Origin of the sequence: Chryseobacterium sp. WX (genome assembly GCF_029542485.1) — a bacterium.
GTDB classification, from domain to species: Bacteria; Bacteroidota; Bacteroidia; order Flavobacteriales; family Weeksellaceae; genus Chryseobacterium; species Chryseobacterium cucumeris.
Genome location: NZ_CP120710.1, coordinates 1,570,602 through 1,589,024, shown reverse-complemented (window position 1 = coordinate 1,589,024; position 18,423 = coordinate 1,570,602). Strand labels below are relative to the sequence as shown.

At 37.7% G+C, this 18,423-nt stretch carries 16 protein-coding genes; 12 read left to right on the top strand and 4 right to left on the bottom strand.

What is annotated here, in order from left to right; translation table 11 throughout:
- Positions 1–11: 11 nt before the first annotated feature.
- The 4 genes from PZ898_RS07145 to PZ898_RS07130 form a co-directional block, all read right to left on the bottom strand.
- Positions 12–3,713 carry a glycohydrolase toxin TNT-related protein gene (locus PZ898_RS07145; protein ID WP_277695160.1) on the bottom strand — a complete coding sequence of 1,234 codons (3,702 nt, stop codon included), beginning with the start codon at positions 3,711–3,713 and terminating at the stop codon, positions 12–14.
- A gap of 24 nt (positions 3,714–3,737) precedes the next feature.
- A complete protein-coding gene (locus tag PZ898_RS07140) occupies positions 3,738–5,192 on the bottom strand; it encodes an ATP-binding protein (protein WP_120231707.1) in 1,455 nt (484 codons plus the stop codon).
- Between the two features lie 108 nt (positions 5,193–5,300).
- Positions 5,301–6,740: a contractile injection system tape measure protein gene (locus PZ898_RS07135; protein ID WP_216444286.1), complete on the bottom strand. Its 1,440-nt coding sequence runs from the start codon at positions 6,738–6,740 to the stop codon at positions 5,301–5,303.
- A gap of 46 nt (positions 6,741–6,786) precedes the next feature.
- Positions 6,787–7,107: a hypothetical protein gene (locus PZ898_RS07130; protein ID WP_062671646.1), complete on the bottom strand. Its 321-nt coding sequence runs from the start codon at positions 7,105–7,107 to the stop codon at positions 6,787–6,789.
- A 571-nt stretch (positions 7,108–7,678) separates the two neighbouring features.
- Here PZ898_RS07130 and PZ898_RS07125 point away from each other — a divergent pair.
- The 12 genes from PZ898_RS07125 (at position 7,679) to PZ898_RS07070 (ending at position 18,337) form a co-directional block, all read left to right on the top strand.
- On the top strand, positions 7,679–8,263 hold the full coding sequence (locus PZ898_RS07125; RefSeq protein WP_062671648.1) for a DUF4255 domain-containing protein: 585 nt from the start codon (positions 7,679–7,681) through the stop codon (positions 8,261–8,263).
- Between the two features lie 56 nt (positions 8,264–8,319).
- Positions 8,320–10,038 (top strand): phage tail sheath C-terminal domain-containing protein, encoded by a 1,719-nt coding sequence (locus PZ898_RS07120; RefSeq protein ID WP_277695159.1) that lies wholly within the window; start codon positions 8,320–8,322, stop codon positions 10,036–10,038.
- A gap of 86 nt (positions 10,039–10,124) precedes the next feature.
- Positions 10,125–11,846, top strand: a complete 1,722-nt coding sequence (locus tag PZ898_RS07115) for a phage tail sheath C-terminal domain-containing protein (protein ID WP_277695158.1) — start codon at positions 10,125–10,127, stop codon at positions 11,844–11,846.
- A 36-nt stretch (positions 11,847–11,882) separates the two neighbouring features.
- Complete coding sequence (locus tag PZ898_RS07110) at positions 11,883–12,314, top strand: phage tail protein (protein WP_034699490.1); 432 nt, start codon at positions 11,883–11,885, stop codon at positions 12,312–12,314.
- A 23-nt stretch (positions 12,315–12,337) separates the two neighbouring features.
- Positions 12,338–13,711 (top strand): phage tail sheath C-terminal domain-containing protein, encoded by a 1,374-nt coding sequence (locus tag PZ898_RS07105; protein ID WP_062671653.1) that lies wholly within the window; start codon positions 12,338–12,340, stop codon positions 13,709–13,711.
- Between the two features lie 34 nt (positions 13,712–13,745).
- On the top strand, positions 13,746–14,177 hold the full coding sequence (locus tag PZ898_RS07100) for a phage tail protein (protein WP_034699490.1): 432 nt from the start codon (positions 13,746–13,748) through the stop codon (positions 14,175–14,177).
- A 2-nt stretch (positions 14,178–14,179) separates the two neighbouring features.
- Positions 14,180–14,647, top strand: coding sequence for a phage tail protein (locus PZ898_RS07095; RefSeq protein WP_047388278.1), 468 nt, complete (start codon positions 14,180–14,182; stop codon positions 14,645–14,647).
- Positions 14,648–14,849: 202 nt separating this feature from the next.
- A complete protein-coding gene (locus PZ898_RS07090) occupies positions 14,850–15,011 on the top strand; it encodes a DUF5908 family protein (RefSeq protein ID WP_167348777.1) in 162 nt (53 codons plus the stop codon).
- Positions 15,011–15,730: a LysM peptidoglycan-binding domain-containing protein gene (locus PZ898_RS07085; RefSeq protein WP_123279999.1), complete on the top strand. Its 720-nt coding sequence runs from the start codon at positions 15,011–15,013 to the stop codon at positions 15,728–15,730. The genes PZ898_RS07090 and PZ898_RS07085 overlap by 1 nt, the downstream gene beginning before the upstream one ends.
- A 1-nt stretch (position 15,731) precedes the next feature.
- On the top strand, positions 15,732–17,477 hold the full coding sequence (gene vgrG, locus PZ898_RS07080; protein WP_120231701.1) for a type VI secretion system tip protein VgrG: 1,746 nt from the start codon (positions 15,732–15,734) through the stop codon (positions 17,475–17,477).
- A gap of 5 nt (positions 17,478–17,482) precedes the next feature.
- Positions 17,483–17,773: a PAAR domain-containing protein gene (locus PZ898_RS07075; RefSeq protein ID WP_034699500.1), complete on the top strand. Its 291-nt coding sequence runs from the start codon at positions 17,483–17,485 to the stop codon at positions 17,771–17,773.
- A 153-nt stretch (positions 17,774–17,926) separates the two neighbouring features.
- On the top strand, positions 17,927–18,337 hold the full coding sequence (locus PZ898_RS07070; RefSeq protein ID WP_034699502.1) for a GPW/gp25 family protein: 411 nt from the start codon (positions 17,927–17,929) through the stop codon (positions 18,335–18,337).
- Positions 18,338–18,423 lie beyond the last annotated feature (86 nt).

Sequence of the window (18,423 nt, the reverse complement as noted above, 5' to 3'; positions counted from 1 at the left end):
GATATTTGTAATTAATTTTTTATTGTTTTATTTATTTCTTCTTTTAATTTACTTAAATCTTTTAGTAAATCTTCAAATTCCTGATAGTTTAATGGGTTTTTAGACATCTGGCTTTTTAAAGCTTTCGTAGCATTTATAATACTGTTCATTGCTTGTTCATTTTCAGCCAGATGATCATAAGGAATTCCATTTGAATCTAAAATTTGCTCTCCTCTTTTCTCCTTAATTACAGCAGCTAAATCATCTGGTGTTAGATTTTTTTTAATACTGTTCCGAGCTTTTTCAAGCTTTCTCTTTAAATCCTGCAAATGATGAGAAAAATCCAAATCTCTCCATTTCTTTAAGAAATTATTTCTATAGTTCTGCCAATCAATTACTCTTTGCAGTTCTTCGGGAGTAAGCGGAGGCTTGTTTTTTCCCGTTGAAGTCAATTGGTCTTCTGGATATCCTGTGGTTTTTACTTTTTCAACCTGAACTACCTCTTCCTTGCTATTGATTGGTGTACTTTCTTCTCCTAAGTCTTTAATTCCTGATGTATGTTCACCTTCTGTAATAACTTTTGACTCAGCTAAAGTAGTGTTTTTTGATGTTTTAGCGATAGGTTTTATATATCCTTCTTTTATTAAATCATTGATAGATACCGGAAGTTCATATTGAATACCTCCGCCTTTTTCTCCAAACCAAGGAATGATTTCCCCTTCACTGACTAGAGGTATGTCTTTCAGAACTTTATACCTTGTATATGGTTTACTATCTGTCCCTTTAGATAAAGCTCTGTCTGTATAAGGAGTACCATCTTTTCCTGCAAAGGTTCCTTTATCCTGGAAAACTCCATTTTCATCGATCCATCCGCCGTATCTGTCAAAAATAGTTCCTTCTTTTAAGGTAACCTCTATGGTACTTGTTGCCCCACGGTTCGGAGGCCAGTTTTCATTGAGATTCTTATCCGTAAACAATTGTTCTAATTGTTTCCAGTTTTTATTTTTAAATAAATTATAAGCCTGTTTTGCGATTTCATCAGATGGGAAACCGGTTTCAACGGATTTCAGGAACTGATTAAAATCGGGTTGTTTATAAGTATTCTCCAGAGCGTGTACTGCCGGTTTATTGGTGGCTGTATTTTTAGGTGTTTTTCCGCCCGTTAAATTCTCAGGCGTATCAATAAACTCACTATGCTGCTCCGGATTGTAAGGTTTTTTTGAGGTTTGCCTTTTTACCTTTGGCAGTTTCTCTAATTCTCCTCCTTTTAAGTTTTTACTGCTTAGCATGACCAATCCTGCAGTTAATGTCAGCTGTCCTAAAATTTTAACAATCGCATCTATTTTTTCTGCAGTAGTTAAGTTTTTATTATCATGGATATCTTGTATGCTTTCCAAGCCATCAACTGTAATCATCACTGCAGCAGTGCCATTAAGGGCAAAATCAGTTAAAATGATATACTGCATCCCTGTTGATGATATTTTTATAATAGAGGAAGCCTTAGCGATGCTGGACAATGAGCCTCCCATTCCTAAAAAGCTGGAAGCTATCATAATGACATCTAAAGTCAGGGTTTCATTGGTCAATGTTCCTTTTTGTACTTTATCAATAATGCTGGCAGTTCCGGAAGTGGCACCTGTGGCACCTGCAGCTATAAATAAGTAAGGAGCAATAGGTGCTGCCGGAGTAAATGAAGCAACCAATCCTGCTACTGCGAAACCTAAAGAAGCCCAACCCGCTCCCGTGGAAAGCGATTCCATGAACGATGCCCCGTTAGTAGTGAAATTCCCTTTTAGAGTAGGATAACCTAATCTATTGGACGGAATTTCATAAGCCAGAATCCCATCCGGATAGGTGTTTCTGCTGTCAAATTCTTCAAATAAATCTTTTAAATTATTTCCTTCATAAGTACGCTGATGCTGTACACCTGGAGTAAGATCTGTTAATACATAATTGCCCGGATTCTTTTTGCTTTTTCCTATAAACAAATTGAGAGACAGGGTTTCTGTTGTTTCCTCATTGATGGCTACGGCATTAATAGCTAATGCTGTTTGGGGAGCAATGGTATTAAAGCTTTTGTCAATGTTTTTCTTATAGTCTCGTATGTTTTTTAGAGCCTGATAATCATCCTTGGGTAAGATAACCTGTCGGTAAGATGCTTCCTGTCCTGTCAGATTATTATTTTTGTCTAATACCAGACAATGAATGGTATAAACTCCTGTTAGTGAGTTTACAAAAGTAGCTGTTGCCTGAGCCGAATTCATATTCCAGCCATCACGGCCAAAGTATTCTCCTCTTTTATAACCGTAGACATCCGCATTTTTAGCATATTCTACTCCCATTTCTTTTGGAGTATTGATTTCAGCAAACCAGAAATAATGATGATCTTTAGGAATAGGCCGTCCTTTAATCGAATAATACAAACGTGGAATATGATTAGGAGAAACACTTCCAACTTCTTCAGGGTTTTTAGATTCGGATTTAATAAAGAAATTTGGATTGCTTTTCTGCTCTTCAGCTGCTCCTTTCGAAAGATTGAACTCAATAAAAGCTACCTGTTGTCTGAAATCTGAATAATTTTGAATTTTATTATTTTTCAAATCACCCGCTGCCGCCTCTTCAAGGGTCTTAACCTGATATTCTTTGGTATAAGCTCTGAATTCTTTTGTTAGGGTATTTTCTATGATGAAGACAAATGTAAAGTTCCCTGATTCATGGGTATTGATTGAAAACTGGCTGATTGCCGTTCCATCCTGTCTGAATGTTTTAGTGTCCTTTCTAAAAGGATATTCAAACAGGTTGTATACTCTGCCGTTATTCCGGATCAATACTTTTCGGACAACTTCCGGAACTTTTGGTTTGTTTCCTTCAGCATACATAACAGGAGTTTCATATTGATAGGTACAATCAAACTCTATAGGTTGTCCTTCTATGGCATACTTTGTCTTAGGCTTAATCCATGATCCTTTACCTGTGACCACAACTTCCTGCAGCAGCTCACCTTCAGGATGTGCCGGCTCTGGCTCCAGCACTGGTTGTGGCTCTTCATAGTTTGCATATAATAACTGGATTGCTTTAAATAAGTCTTTGTTGCCTAATTCTTCATATAAATCCTGTACTAAACCTACTTTTCTTTTAGGTTTGTATGTTGCGTCATAATATTGAATAAGCTCGTATCTTTCTTCATAGGAAAGTTTTTCTAAAGCCATAAAAACTTTATCTTCATCAGTTCCTGCAAAAATCCCCATTGTTCTGTGCTCAAAGGCTTCGTACAGCATTTTTGCACGTTCAGAAACAGGAAGTCCAACTTCTTTCCGACTGTTTAAGAAATTCAATGCTTCATTCATTTTCAGCAAGGTTTCCCTATTAAGAGTGCCGGAAGTATTAATATTATTTTTGCGTTGAAAGTTGATGATTCCGGTCTTGGTTTCGTTCCAGAAAAGATTCTTATTTTCAGGAGTTTGATGTCCTAATTTATTAAGGGCGTTATGAAGCGTTGAAACATGCTGCCCTTTGTCAAATAATTGAATAACAGAGGCATTTTTTTCTACTTTATTGAATGCTCTGTTTTTAAAAGGTTCATATGTTATTTGGGTACTTTCTGCTTTAGCGAGAGATATTTTGCTGTCCTGATCGGTGATTTGCTCATGCTTATCTTTATCCTCTTTACTATTGGTATTTTGCTTCCCGGACCTGCCAGCCCTGGGTGCAAATGTCTTTTTGTGTCTGCTCATGTTATTGGTTATTAGATGAGTTTTTTATTCTTGTTTTTGTACAAATGGGCTGAGACGGGATTGATTTTTTCCAAAAGCCTTTTCGTTTTCTATCATTAAATAGGTGCTTATTAATGAATAGGTAATGCAGGTTTCATTACGGTCATGCAGTGCCATCGCTACATTTTTCATAATGTTTCGGATGTTAGCCCCCGTATAAGTGTATTCTTTGGTCAAATGTTGCAAAAGATCATTACTTTCAAAAGTTATGTTTTTAGGCAAATAATGCTCCCACAGGGCTTTTCTGGTTGTTTCTGTAGGGCGTATTACATTGACGGAAACATCTATACGGCGCTTGAAAGCGTCATCCATATTGTTTTCAAAATTGGAGGCCAGAATTGTTAGTCCGTCAAATTTTTCTATTCGCTGCAATAAATAGGAGACTTCCTGGTTGGCGTAGCGGTCATGGGCATCTTTTACATCAGAACGTTTCCCAAACAAAGCGTCAGCTTCGTCAAAAAATAGCATACAGTTTTTACCCTGCAGTCTGTTGAATAACACTTCAAGATTTTTCTCCGTTTCACCAATGTATTTGCTCACAACCTGTGAGAGATCTACATGGTACATATCAATACCATAAGTGTTGGCAAGAATTCCGGCAAGCATTGTTTTTCCCGTTCCCGGCGTACCGTAGAATAAAGCAATAAAGCCTGGTTTAAAGCTATGCTCATTGGTTTTGAAAAAGCCGTTTTCCAATGCTTTTATATAATGTCCGATGGGTTTTATCTGTTCACGGACATTATCTTCCAAAATAATATCTTCCATGGTAAGATCAGATTTGTAAAGCCTGCCGGGAAAGTAAGAACCATGATCCAGTTGTGGTTTCTGCCCTGATAAGAAATAATTCAGATAAGCGGTATCCAATTCAATTTTTCCATGAATAAATTCTGTTGAAGAACGATTGTAAATAATATCATTTTTCAAGAGTACACTACCATTGACGAGTTGTGCACCATACTGAGACCACAGTGATAAATCTTTACCCGCCAGCAAAAAAAGAGCGGTTTGAAATGTTGGTTTAAAACTGCGGCTGATTCTATCATATTCACCACCTGCTTCAATAGCAAAAGCATTGCTGCTTTCTTCTATCTGTACAAATGTTTTCAGGACGGACGGATAATGAGCCGAAGCAATGCCCAGCGCTAAGATGATTCTGTCCAGAACAGTAAGCTGGTGTTTTTCTATTGTAACAGAATAGGGAGATTGGTCATCTGATTCCGGAGTTTCAGGTATTTCGTAGCCCATATTCAACTCGGTTTCATCTTCCAGAAACAATTCTTTGCATCGTTTTTCAATAAGCGATTGCAGCCATTTCATTTCTTCATTTAAAGAGTTATGATTGACAGGGTTGGCTTGAAATAAAGGATTGGTTATTTCTGTTTTTTCATTAATAGTGGTTTTTATTAATGGTGAATGTTCATGGTTATTAGGAGATTTCATAATCTTATTTTGAATTAATAGGGTTGCAGTGAGGGTATTGCTGATGTAAAATCAGCAACTTCAGAGTATTTGGAAAGCTTTAGAGTATTTAGAAAATGTAACCTGTTATTACCAGTTTACAAATATGAATTTTTTCTGCCAGGGAAGTTTTACGAGACCAATTCCCCAGGAAAGTTTTTCAAGAAGAATATCCTGTGTCTTTCGTTCTACAATAAGAGTATCATCTGAGTCCGTGATAACTAATTTTCCTGTACGCTGGAAGAACTCATTTTGTAGTAATGCAACAGATGATTTTTTCATGGGAGCCCAGTTGTGCTGTACACTTTCTATAACTTTTTTGGCCTGCGATTTATGCTTCCGTGAAAGTTTAATATGTCTGTTAATCGTTTGATGTATAGGAATATTGCACAGGAATTTTTCAAAAATCATGTCATATTCAGGAGCATTTGTTTTTCCTGTGGCAATATAATGCAATAGATGGGCACACAATTCCGGATCAATGAGCTGCTGGGTTTTGGCATCCAGGAGTTCACAATGTTCAAACAGAGGTCTGATGAATGGATGGATCAAAATAAGCCCCGCATTTTGAATATATTGTCCCTCGTTCTGATTTACATCTTCCTGAATGATTGCATTTTTTTCCTGAATGGTTTCTATTGAGGTTCCTGCATTTTCAGATTGACCCGCTGCATTCGTTCTGATGTTTTCAGAAATTTCATTTTCTGTAATAAAGGGGAATATCTTAACTATTGTTTTCCTGTTCTGATGATTGTTTGTTGTTGATAAACCAATCTGTTCTATTGTTGAAATTGCTTGTAAAAGATACTCCCGGGGCTGATTATCGGATGTATTCAGATACTCCGATATGACACTGAAGACCAAATTCCATATTGCATTTCTATCCACATGGCTCAGCTTCGATAAACGACGTATTGTACCAGGCTCCAGGTTGATGGTCAGTTTCTTATTTTTCAAAACTGCCAGACATAATTGTGCAATTTGTTCATTGGAAAACTGATTGATAAGTCGGTTTCGGACATTTTCTTTTGATAAAGCAGATATGATACTTTTTTGAAAGCCGGCGACCGAAATAAGGCGATCAAAAACGGCTGGTTCCAAAACAGACATCGCATTGCTCTCGGAACTCCACCAGGGCATCGTTCCTTTTTCTAAAAAATAGATCAATGCTTTGAGCATCTTTTCCTGATGATCTATCACATAGGATTTAGCATCACTTTCTGTTACCTGATGGGGAGTTTCAACGGGTTTGGTAATTTCCGACAATTCATCTTTAAAGAGTTCAGCTATTTGACCTTTTAACTCCGTATTTAATGCGCTGCTTGTTACTTCCACATTTAATTCTAAACGGGGAATCTGCAGGGTATGACCAGCCAGCTTATCTTCTAAAGCCTTAATATGTTTTTCTATTTCCGGGAAAACATCAATAGACAAAAAGCTGTTAATATCGTCTTTTATACGAAGAGCCTTTTCCTTGTTGTTGACGGTGATTTCAAGAAAAACTTTCTGAATGATATGATTTTGCTTCACATTAAATAGGTTTAAATGATACAATATTGAGAAACATCGGACAGTTCTACTTTTTGTCGAATTCTCCACCCCAGAAACCTGCAGGACAAAGACTGAATCTTGATCTCTGCTTGGCACTCAATCTGCATCCGCAGCCTCTTACAAATCCATCTTTTGGACCATCTATTACTTCCAGAGTCTCTGGATTAAGCCATTTCATTGCGTTGCAATTGTTACCGTTTTTTAGAGGACATGCATTACAAATTTCTTCCCTTAAAGAGAAAATAGCTTCTTCATTCTGATCTGCCATACCCAATTTGGAACGTAGTTCATTAAAATGACCGCCAATGATTTCATTGCGTTTACTGAAAAGATTTTTAATGTTCATATGATTAATGTTTTTAAAATTATTGGGTCAAAATTAGAAAGAAGAGATCCTATTTTTCGAATTATAAGGCCGCTCTATTCTGTCTTTGCAGTAAAAGACAAAATCATATTCTAAGGATGCGGATTTATACCTTTTGGAAATTACCGGATGCAGAAAAGCTGATCTTTCTCATCAGGAAAGCCTATATTTTTTGGTGAACTTATACTTTAGAAAATCAATCACCATATTCGAATACGTACCATTCAAAAAATGCGAAACCACTAAAAACAACTATTTCATTAAGGCATAATCTTAGGTTGAAATACAAAGGACTTTTTAAACAGAATAAAAGCCCAGTTGGCAGACTGAAATTGACCATAATTAAAGGATAAAAATCTTCAGGTTAGAATTTTATTTTTAAATGTCGTTTTTAATGCATTTATCTTCAGTGAATTAATGGTGTTGTTTTTAGTTTTCTTTGATAAGAATTAAAATCCTATTTACTGCAAAGACTGTATTGAGCGCCCAAAATATTTGTCTTTTGACGGGGGGTGATTGTATGTTTGCACCATAATAATTAAGAACAGAAATTATGATTAATAAAGTATTAACAGTTTTAAAAAATCAGCTAAATGCTCCGGATGGTTTATGGGATCCTAACGTTCCTGGTGAGATTGAAATTGCTATCGTTGATGACATCGCAAAACATGATGAAAACACTGAAGGACTTAGTAACAAAGTAGTAATTAGTCTGCTCAATATTGAGGAAGAATCAACATTGAAAAACAGATCAAGGTATCAGCCGGTTGTAGTGGAAAACAATCCGGTCCGATATGATAAGGAAAGTACTCCTGCCTACTTAAATCTATATGTAATGATTGCTGCCAACAGAAGTACGTACAGCAAATCTTTACTGAGTATTTCAAAAGTTATTGAGATATTTCAGGCTAAGAATGTTCTGGAGTATGTTGACCTTGAGCCTGAAAATAATTTCAGCTTCAGAATTGAACTGCATTCCATTCCCTTTGAACAGCTAAGTTACGTATGGGGCTTATTAGGCGGAAAAATAATGCCTTCCGCTTTATATAAAATCAGTGTGATAAAAATTGCAGCTAAGGAGGTAGTTCCTGTTAAATTAATTAATGACATTAATATACAGAGTATTAAAGTTGATTAATCATAAAAACAAAAAACTAAAAAACTAAAAACTAATAACCCTTTAAACTTTTGAACATGTTAAATCCAGCAACACCAGGTGTTTCTGTTGAAGAAATTACGAAACTTCCATACTCAGTTGCCTACATAGAAACGGCTATGCCAGTATTTATCGGGTATACCGAATTACTCCCTGTTGGGTATAATGAGCCATTCATCATCCGTTCTCTTTTAGAATATGAGCAATATTTTGGAAAAGCAAAAGAAGAGAATATCCAGCTACAGGATGTAGAAGGCAAAGGAGCAACTATTGTAGCACCTCAGGTACAATTTTTAATGTATTATTCGCTGCAAATGTATTTTGCCAATGGCGGAGGACCGTGTTATATCATTTCTGTAGGGGATTATACATCAGTACAAGTACAATTATCCTCATTGGAAGCGGGACTGGCTAAAATCGATCATAAAAAAATTAAAGAACCGATTCTTATTATTTTCCCTGATGCTATTTCGCTTACCAATGAATCTGAGTTTTATAGCATTTACAATCAGGCTATTGATAAAGCTAAAGATGAGACTAAAAACAGATTTGTTATACTGGATACCTATTACGGAAATTCTGTGATCCAATCAGACAATCTTACCACGATTGAATCTTTTAGAAATAAAGTAAACCCAACCAATCATGCAGCCGCTTACTTTCCTCACTTAAAAACCATTTTGAATTATACTTTTGATGAGACTAAAACACCTATAGTACATGCCGGTTTGCAAAAAGCAGGGCAAGGAAGTGCTCTTTTTTACGCTGGGGAGACTGCTGCTTTAGATGAATTAAAAAGTTTGGCGAGTGCCGAAATCTCAACCGGATCTGCGGATGCTTACGTCCTTGCCGATTTATTAGGGCAGGCTATTGCGATAGCAGAAGAAGTGAATGAAAATGCAGATGCAGGTGATAAAAAAAATGCTTTAACCGTAGCAATTTCTGAGGCACAGATTGTATTAGAAGCCATTTATGACGGAACAATAGATGATTTTATGGTCCCTGATGGCTCAGATGAAAATGCACCTGGTTTCACCGGAGAGTTTACTGATTTAAAAACGGCAATTCTCGGGGTAAAAGACGAAAAAGGAAATGCAGATGGGATTACCCTTAAAAATCTGGAATCATCCAATTCGGCATTATATAATCAGGTGAAAAAAGAAATGCAGTCGTTAAAAGTTGTTTTACCGCCATCATCAGCAATAGCAGGAGTATATGGCAGAATAGACAGCACAAGAGGAGTGTGGAAAGCTCCGGCAAATATCAATATCAGCCACGTTATTACCCCGACAGAAAAAATTTCAGATCAGGAACAGGCTGCTTTAAATATAGATGCTTTCGGGAAATCCATCAATGCGATCAGAACATTTACAGGAAAAGGTACCTTAATCTGGGGAGCCAGAACGCTTGAAGGAAAAGATAAAAATGATGAAGGGAAAGATAACGAATGGAAGTATGTACATGTACGCCGCTATTATAATATGATCAGACAATCGGTCAACGATGCCCTCAACAAGTTTATGAATGAGCCTAATATCCCTCACACATGGTTACGGGCAAAAACAATGCTGGAAAATTTTCTTAACCAGCAATGGATGGAAGGTGCATTGGCAGGAAGTACTCCGAAAGAAGCTTATGAAGTAACTGTGAAAGGAGTAGAAGGAACTACTATAATGAATGTAGACCTTAAAATAGCATTAGTGCGTCCTGCAGAGTTTATTGTACTCAACTTCTCGCACAAATTACAACAGTTCTAGAAAGATAAAATCAATAAATCAATCACGAATAAATACCCGAAGTTTTACTTCGAGGAATAATTAATATTAACGTAAAATTTTTTAAAATGAATTACAAAACCCCTGGAGTTTACGTGGAGGAACAAGGAAAATTTCCCCCTTCCGTAGCGCAAGTTGAAACGGCTATCCCTGCTTTTATTGGGTATACAGCGGATGGACCGAAAAATAAACCAACAAGAATTGCTTCCATGTTGGAGTATGAAGAAATTTTTGGAAAAGCAAACCCTGAAATCTTCGCTGTAGCTTTCAAAGATGGTGTTGCAACAGCAATTCCAACTAAGGTAAGCGACTTTAAAATGTATTATGCCATGCAGATGTATTTTGCCAATGGTGGAGGTCCTTGTTATATTGTTTCTGTAGGAGATTATAAAAGTCCAGAGGCTGTAGGTGCTCCTACACCGGCAGAAGCTTTTTTATCAGGTCTTGAATTACTAAAAAAAGAAGACGAACCTACCCTGATCGTTTTCCCGGATCTTCAAAGTTTAGCTCCTTCTGCTGCTGATGTTGCTGATGCTCAATCTGTTGTTGCTAAAACGGTATATGCTAAAAATATTGCCTCTGCCGCTAAAAGTATTGCAGGTGTGGTTGCAGATGCTGTTGCAGGGGCTAATGTAGACGCTGCAGTTGCGGCTGCAGTTGCTAAGGCAGCTGAGTTTAATGTTGCTAATCCTAACGATTTACAGGTTGCTGGTGCTAAGGGTGGTCAGGCTGTTGTAGCCGCAGTTAAGGTGGCTGCTGCTGTTGCTAATGCTACGGTTGCTACGGTTAAGGCTGCTGCTCAGGCTGTTGCTACTGCTCTTGAAACAGATTTTACTACAGCTTCTACTATGGAGACTGATGCTCTTGCTGCCAGCAGTCTTGTTACTTCCAGAGCGGGTAATTCTGTTGCTATCGGCAAAATCTATGCTTTGTATAATAAGGCTTTAGATCAGGCAGAATTATTAAAAGACAGATTCGTCATTATGGATATTCTTCAAGACGCTGCCGCTTTTAGAGACAAAGTAACTTCTACAGGTCTGAAATATGGTGCGGCTTATTATCCAAAACTGAAGACTGTTTTAAGCTATGATTTCAAAGATGCTGATATTTCAGTTACCGGTGCATCTGGTATTACAACTTTAGCAGAATTGAAGATTGCTAATTCTGAAATGTATAATCAGGCTAAAAAAGCAATTCAGTCTGCGTCAGTAGTACTGGCACCGTCATCTGCAATTGCCGGAGTTTATGCTAAAGTAGACAGTACTTCCGGAGTATGGAAATCACCGGCTAATTTAGGGCTTAGCCTGGTAGATGTACCTGCTGTAAAAATCTCCAGCAAAGAACAGGAGATGCTTAATGTAGATGCTACCTCAGGAAAATCAATCAACGCGATCAGAACTTTTGCAGGAAAAGGAACGTTAGTCTGGGGGGCAAGAACATTAGACGGAAACAACAATGAATGGAGATATGTACCTGTACGTAGATTTTTCAACATGGTAGAAGAGTCTGTGAAGAAAGCTACAGAACGTTTCGTCTTTGAACCGAATACTGCCAATACTTGGACTCGTGTACAGGCTATGATCGAGAATTTCCTTGATCAGCAGTGGAGAGATGGTGCATTAGCAGGAAGCAAGCCGGAAGAAGCTTATTACGTAAGTGTTGGTCTGCACAAAACAATGTCGGCTCAGGATATTTTAGAAGGAAGAATGAACATTGAAATCGGTATGGCTGCAGTTCGTCCTGCTGAATTTATCGTCCTCAATTTTTCACACAAATTACAGGAAGCATAAAATCAATTAAATAACAATTAAAATTAAAAATAAATTATGAGTACATATCCATTAGTAAAGTTTGCCTTTGAAGTAGATTGGGGCGGAACAAAAGTAGGTTTTCAGGAAGTCAGCGGTTTAAATGTTGAAGCAGCTTTAATTGAATACAGACATGGCGCAAGTCCTGACTTCAGTAAGATTAAGATGCCTGGAATGAAAACTTTCAGTAACATCACTTTAAAAAGAGGAACTTTTAAAACTGATAACGAATATTTCGATTGGTTCCAAAGTATTCAGCTAAGTACAGTAGAACGCAGATCCATCACGATTTCCCTTCTGGATGAAACAGGAGCTCCTGCAGTAACGTGGAAAGTGAAAAATGCATTCCCGCTTAAATTGCAATCAACAGACTTGAAAGCTGAAGGGAATGAGGTGGCTATTGAAACACTGGAAATTGCCCACGAAGGATTAACTATTGAAAATAACTAATATTAACTTTAAATTTTTAACAAATGAATTACAAAACACCTGGAGTTTACGTAGAAGAAATTGCGAAATTCCCACCCTCTGTAGCACAAGTAGAAACGGCTATCCCTGCTTTTATCGGACATACGGATAAAGGACCAAGAAATGAACCGACAAGAATCTCTTCTATGTTGGAATATGAAACCATTTTTGGAGGAGCAAAAAATGAAAAAACAGCGATCTCTATTTCGATTGAAGATACTGTGGTAACGGCAAAAGTAGACAACGCCAAACTAAGTCCTTATAAAATGCATTATGCGATGCAAATGTACTTTGCCAATGGTGGAGGTCCATGTTATGTCGTTTCAGTGGCAGATTATGATAAAACTCCTGCCTTAGGAACAGAAACACTTGCCGGCGGTTTATGGTTCGGATTAAAATCATTGGAAAAAGAAGACGAACCAACGCTTATTGTTTTCCCGGATGCTGAAGTTCTAGGAGCAGATGCTTATAAACTTTACAATAAAGCGTTGGATCAGGCAGAAGATTTGAAAGACAGATTCGTTATTATGGATGTTTTTGAAGATGCTGCTGCTTTTAGAGCCGGAGTAAACGCTACAGGATTAAAATATGGAGCTGCATATTATCCAAAATTAGAAACAGTGTTAAGCTATAGCTTTGATGATAAAGACGTTAAAATCGATAGCTATAAAGAAATCAATGCTGCAGGAGCACTTGTAGACGTTACAATGCCTCAGAATGAAAACAATTTAGCATGGTTGAAATCAAAAAGTTCAGCATTATACAATCAGGCTCAGACAGTCATTGCCTCTAAAAGAGTGGTACTGACTCCATCTTCATCAATGGCTGGGATTTATGCTAAAGTAGACAGTACTTCCGGAGTATGGAAAGCACCTGCCAACTTAGCAATCAGCAATGTACTGGCACCTGTAGCGAAAATTTCTCATGAAGAGCAAGAAGGATTGAACGTAGATGCGGTAGCAGGAAAATCAATCAACGCGATCAGAACTTTTACCGGAAAAGGAACATTAGTCTGGGGAGCAAGAACGTTAGACGGAAACAGTAACGAATGGAAATATGTACCTGTACGTAGATTCTTCAACATGGTAGAAGAGTCTGTGAAGAAAGCTACAGAACGTTTCGTTTTTGAACCGAATACTGCTAATACATGGGTTCGTGTACAGGCTATGATTGAGAATTTCCTTGATCAGCAGTGGAGAGATGGAGCATTAGCAGGAAGCAAGCCGGAAGAAGCTTATTACGTAAGCGTTGGTCTGCACAAAACAATGTCGGCTCAGGATATTTTAGAAGGAAGAATGAACATCGAAATCGGTATGGCTGCAGTACGTCCTGCTGAATTTATTGTGTTACGTTTTTCACATAAATTACAGGAAGCATAAAATCAATTAAATAACAATTAAATATAAAAATATTATGAGTACATATCCATTAGTAAAGTTTGCCTTTGAAGTAGATTGGGGAGGAACAAAAGTAGGTTTTCAGGAAGTCAGCGGTTTAAATGTTGAAGCAGCTTTAATTGAATACAGACATGGCGCAAGTCCTGATTTCAGTAAGATTAAGATGCCTGGAATGAAAACTTTCAGTAACATCACTTTAAAAAGAGGAACTTTCAAAACTGATAACGAATATTTCGATTGGTTCCAAAGTATTCAGCTAAGTACAGTAGAGCGCAGATCTATCACGATCTCCCTTCTGGATGAAACAGGAGCTCCTGCAGTAACGTGGAAAGTGAAAAATGCATTCCCGCTTAAATTGCAATCAACAGATCTGAAAGCTGAAGGGAATGAGGTGGCTATCGAAACCTTAGAAATTGCCCACGAAGGATTAACTATTGAAAATAACTAATCATGGCAGTTTTATATCCTCCAACCAGTTTCTCTTTTATTGTTAACGGGATTTCAACAACAGAGGGTATTGACTCCAGATTTCAATCTATATCTGGTTTATCAACAGAAATTGGAACTGAAGAATATGCCGAAGGAGGCGAAAACAGGTTTACACACCAGCTTCCTTTGAGACCCAAATATCCTAATTTAGTTCTTAAGCGTGGGTTAATCGTAAGTTCCGGATTGATAAGCTGGTGTAGAAATGCGATGGAAAACTTCCAGTTTGAACCCAGAGACCTGATCATTACTCTTTCAGGCGGGATTCAGTCTACAGCACCCCTAATGGTTTGGAATGTAGTGGGAGCATACCCCGTAAGATGGGAAGTATCCGAATTCAACGCAGAAGAAAGCAAACTTGCTATTGAAACAATAGAACTGAAATATAGATATTTCACAATACCCTCATCGTTAGCAAGCTTAGGCTTGTAATTTCTAAATCAAATCTAAGCACTTGAACGTGTGTTAGTTTAAAGATAAATTTTACCCAAATCTTTTTTCATAAAAAAACAACAGATTGGTCTATAACAGAGACTGAACACACCCTTCATGTGCTTGGATTTTTTTAAATAAACATGTTAAATCATTGGTTATTAGTGTTTTGAATATTAATGATCATTAAAAAACAAACGAAATGCCAATAGAAATAAAAGAGCTTCACATTAAAATAAATGTGGACGAAAAAGCAGAAGCAACTACAACTGCCACATCGGTAGATGAAGCACAGCTCATGCGCGCCATCAGCGAAAGTGTAGAACAGGCAGCAAAGATAGAACACCGTAAAAAAGAAAGATAATGAGAGGAGCAATTCAAAAACTAACAATCGGAACCTACGAAAACTCTGATTATGATAAAAGAATTCAGAGCGGTGCTTTTAAAGCTTTTATCAATCCGACAGGTTTTTCCATGACCTATAAAACGAAATATAATAAAGACCAGGCAGATGGTAATTCTAAACCTAATTTAGGATATACCTCATCAGCTTCACCTGATTTGCAATTAGAATTTCTATTTGATGGGACAGGAGTTACGGAAGCAAATTCCGGTATTAAACTGATCAATAAAATTAAAGGAAAATCTTTTGCAAAAACAGCTGTAACAAAACAGATTGAAGATTTTTATAAGGCGACAGGTGAGCTCGAAGGCTCTATCCATAAACCCTATAATGTTATCCTTAACTGGGGGAGTTTTGAATTTAAAGGAGTGCTTTCTGAATTAACGTTAGAATATAAACTATTTGACAACGAAGGCCAGCCTTTACGAGCTATAGGAAAAGCAACCTTCAGTGAATCTACAAGTCCGAAACTTGCCGGTAAAATTGAAAATCTGCAATCTCCGGATCTTACTCATAAAAGAACAGTACAAGCCGGGGATACATTGCCCTTAATGACCGAAAGAATTTACGGAGATTCCAAATACTATCTGGAGGTAGCTAAAATAAACAATCTTGTCAATTTCAGACAGCTAAAACCAGGGCAGGAATTATTCTTTCCGCCGTTAGAAAAAGTTTCATAATATGAATAATAGCGGATACATACAAACAGCAAAAAATCCGGATTTAGTTACCTATAAGGTGATGTCTGGAGGCACAGAACTGCCGGGGAAGTACGGAGTGAAAAACATTATCGTGGAAAAAGAATTCAACAGAATTCCTTATGCCCGCATTGTTATTTTAGATGGAAGTGTACCGGAGCAGGATTTCAAGCTCAGTAATGAAGATCTGTTAATTCCCGGAAAAGAAATCGAGATCACCGCTGGATACCATTCTGAAGAAGAAACCATTTTTAAAGGAGTTGTCGTAAAGCACAATATCAAAATCAGAAACGGTTCTTCTTATCTGATTGTAGAATGCAGAGATAAGGCTGTAAAAATGACCTTAGGAAGAAAAAGCAAATATTTCTACGAAAGTACAGACAGTGATGTTATTGAAGAATTGGTTGGTAATAACGGACTTACTGCCGATGTTGAAACGACTTCGAATTCACATAAGGAATTGGTTCAGTACCAGGCTTCCGATTGGGATTTTATGCTCACCAGAGCACAGGTCAACGGTAAACTTTGCTCCGTTGAAGACGGAACCATCAAAATCGCTAAACCTGATTTTAGTGGTGAAGCCGTAGAAACAGTGGTTTATGGATCATCTGTACATGAATTTGACGGAGAAATTGATGCCAGAGACCAGTTCAACAAGATTACAGCCAAAACATGGAGCTATACCGATCAGGAACTGACTGAAGTGGAAGCTCAGGATCCTGCTGTCAACCTCAACGGAAATCTTTCATCAGGTGATTTAGCAGATGTTTTCGGAATCGAAGACCTGCAGCTTAAACATGGTGGAAACCTCACTCAGGGAGAACTGCAGGAATGGGGTGATGCCAAAGCAACCTTCCAGCAATTAGCCAAAACAAGAGGAAGAGTAAAATTCCAGGGAATTCCATCTGTGAAACCGGGAGTTACTTTGACACTGCAAGGCGTTGGAAACCGATTCAACGGAAAAATATACGTAACCGGTGTCCGTCATGAAATTGCTGAAGGAAACTGGCTGGTGGACGCTCAGTTCGGACTTTCTCCAACATGGTTCTCAGAAACCTATGATGTAAGTGAAATGCCAGGTTCAGGAATTATTCCTGCCATAAGCGGATTGCATGTAGGAGTAGTGTCTCAATTGGAATCAGATCCGGACGGAGAAGATAGAATTTTAGTGCAGATTCCTATCATTAATAACGAAGAAGAAGGGATTTGGGCAAGAATAGCCACCCTTGATGCAGGAGAAAACAGAGGATCATTCTTCAGACCGGAAATCGGAGACGAAGTCATTATCGGATTTATTAATGATGATCCCAATGATGCTGTGGTACTTGGAATGCTGAACAGTAGTGCAAAACCTGCTCCCATTGTAGCTTCTGATGATAATCATGAAAAAGGATTTGTGACCCGAAGCAAAATGAAAATGATCTTTAATGATGACAAAATTTCATATACGCTCGAAACCCCAAAAGGCAAAAAAGTGATTGTAGATGAAGATGCAGATGTTATTAAAATAGAAGACGAACATTCTAATATTCTTACCCTTAACAAAGATGGTATTAGTATGGAAAGCGGGAAAGACATCAAGATCAAAGCAAAGGGTGATATCAATATGGAAGGAACGAATATCAATGTAAAAGCAAGTGCTCAGTTCAAAGCAGAAGGAAGTTCTGGTTCAGAGCTTAAATCAGGAGCAGTAACCGTAGTAAAAGGATCTCAAGTTAAAATTAATTAATAATCATGAAACCGGCAGCAAGAATTACAGATATGCATACCTGTCCTATGGTAACAGGAACAGTTCCCCATGTAGGAGGTCCTATCATTCCGGCAGGAGAACCCACGGTCCTTATCGGCGGAATGCCTGCAGCAAGACAAGGAGATAAAGCAGTATGTACAGGGCCACCGGACACCATTGCGTCAGGATCTTCAAGCGTATTGATAGGCGGGAAACCTGCCGCCAGAATGGGAGATTCTACCGCTCATGGAGGGGTAATAACCGCAGGTGACGCTACTGTTTTAATAGGCGGATAATAGGGAAGACAGCTTTAATGCCATCATAAGCTCCCATATACATAGAATCCGACTCAACATAAAAATGTAAAACATCAATAATAAAGCGGTTAGAATAACCAAAAACTCTATGCACAGATGCAGGATGTGAACATTCAATATAACAAATAACGTATGAAAATAAATACAGATTTTTTAGGAACAGGCTGGAGTTTTCCGCCTGAGTTTAACGAGACTGAAGGAAAACTGGTCATGACCACAGATGTAGAAGACATCAATAACAGCCTTAAGATTTTATTGTCAACACGCCCTGGTGAACGTGTCATGTTCCCAAATTATGGGTGTGACTTGCAGGAAATGCTCTTTAAACCTCTGGACTTAACGCTGATTACCCAAATGAAAGGAATCGTTGAGCGTGCTATTTTATATCATGAGCCCAGAATCAATATTCTAAGTATTGAAATTGATACTCAGGAAGAACTTCAGGGTGAAGTTTTAATACAAGTTGACTACGAAGTAAGAAATACTAATACAAGAAGCAATATGGTTTTCCCTTTTTACAAAGGAGAAGCTACCGAAATATAATGAATTACGGGATGTCTGTAGCCATTTTGAATACTACCAAACACTACAATAAGTATTGCATCTGACCATAGAAAGATAAATATAAA

Bases quoted from the DNA above. Each gene is read 5' to 3' on its own strand.
- PZ898_RS07105 (WP_062671653.1), top strand. From the start codon at position 12,338: ATGAATTACAAAACACCTGGAGTTTACGTAGAAGAAATTGCGAAATTC.
- PZ898_RS07090 (WP_167348777.1), top strand. From the start codon at position 14,850: ATGCCAATAGAAATAAAAGAGCTTCACATTAAAATAAATGTGGACGAA.
- PZ898_RS07145 (WP_277695160.1), bottom strand. From the start codon at position 3,713: ATGAGCAGACACAAAAAGACATTTGCACCCAGGGCTGGCAGGTCCGGG.
- PZ898_RS07125 (WP_062671648.1), top strand. From the start codon at position 7,679: ATGATTAATAAAGTATTAACAGTTTTAAAAAATCAGCTAAATGCTCCG.
- PZ898_RS07120 (WP_277695159.1), top strand. From the start codon at position 8,320: ATGTTAAATCCAGCAACACCAGGTGTTTCTGTTGAAGAAATTACGAAA.
- PZ898_RS07130 (WP_062671646.1), bottom strand. From the start codon at position 7,107: ATGAACATTAAAAATCTTTTCAGTAAACGCAATGAAATCATTGGCGGT.
- PZ898_RS07110 (WP_034699490.1), top strand. From the start codon at position 11,883: ATGAGTACATATCCATTAGTAAAGTTTGCCTTTGAAGTAGATTGGGGC.
- PZ898_RS07100 (WP_034699490.1), top strand. From the start codon at position 13,746: ATGAGTACATATCCATTAGTAAAGTTTGCCTTTGAAGTAGATTGGGGA.
- PZ898_RS07140 (WP_120231707.1), bottom strand. From the start codon at position 5,192: ATGAAATCTCCTAATAACCATGAACATTCACCATTAATAAAAACCACT.
- PZ898_RS07075 (WP_034699500.1), top strand. From the start codon at position 17,483: ATGAAACCGGCAGCAAGAATTACAGATATGCATACCTGTCCTATGGTA.
- PZ898_RS07070 (WP_034699502.1), top strand. From the start codon at position 17,927: ATGAAAATAAATACAGATTTTTTAGGAACAGGCTGGAGTTTTCCGCCT.
- PZ898_RS07085 (WP_123279999.1), top strand. From the start codon at position 15,011: ATGAGAGGAGCAATTCAAAAACTAACAATCGGAACCTACGAAAACTCT.
- PZ898_RS07115 (WP_277695158.1), top strand. From the start codon at position 10,125: ATGAATTACAAAACCCCTGGAGTTTACGTGGAGGAACAAGGAAAATTT.
- PZ898_RS07095 (WP_047388278.1), top strand. From the start codon at position 14,180: ATGGCAGTTTTATATCCTCCAACCAGTTTCTCTTTTATTGTTAACGGG.
- vgrG (WP_120231701.1), top strand. From the start codon at position 15,732: ATGAATAATAGCGGATACATACAAACAGCAAAAAATCCGGATTTAGTT.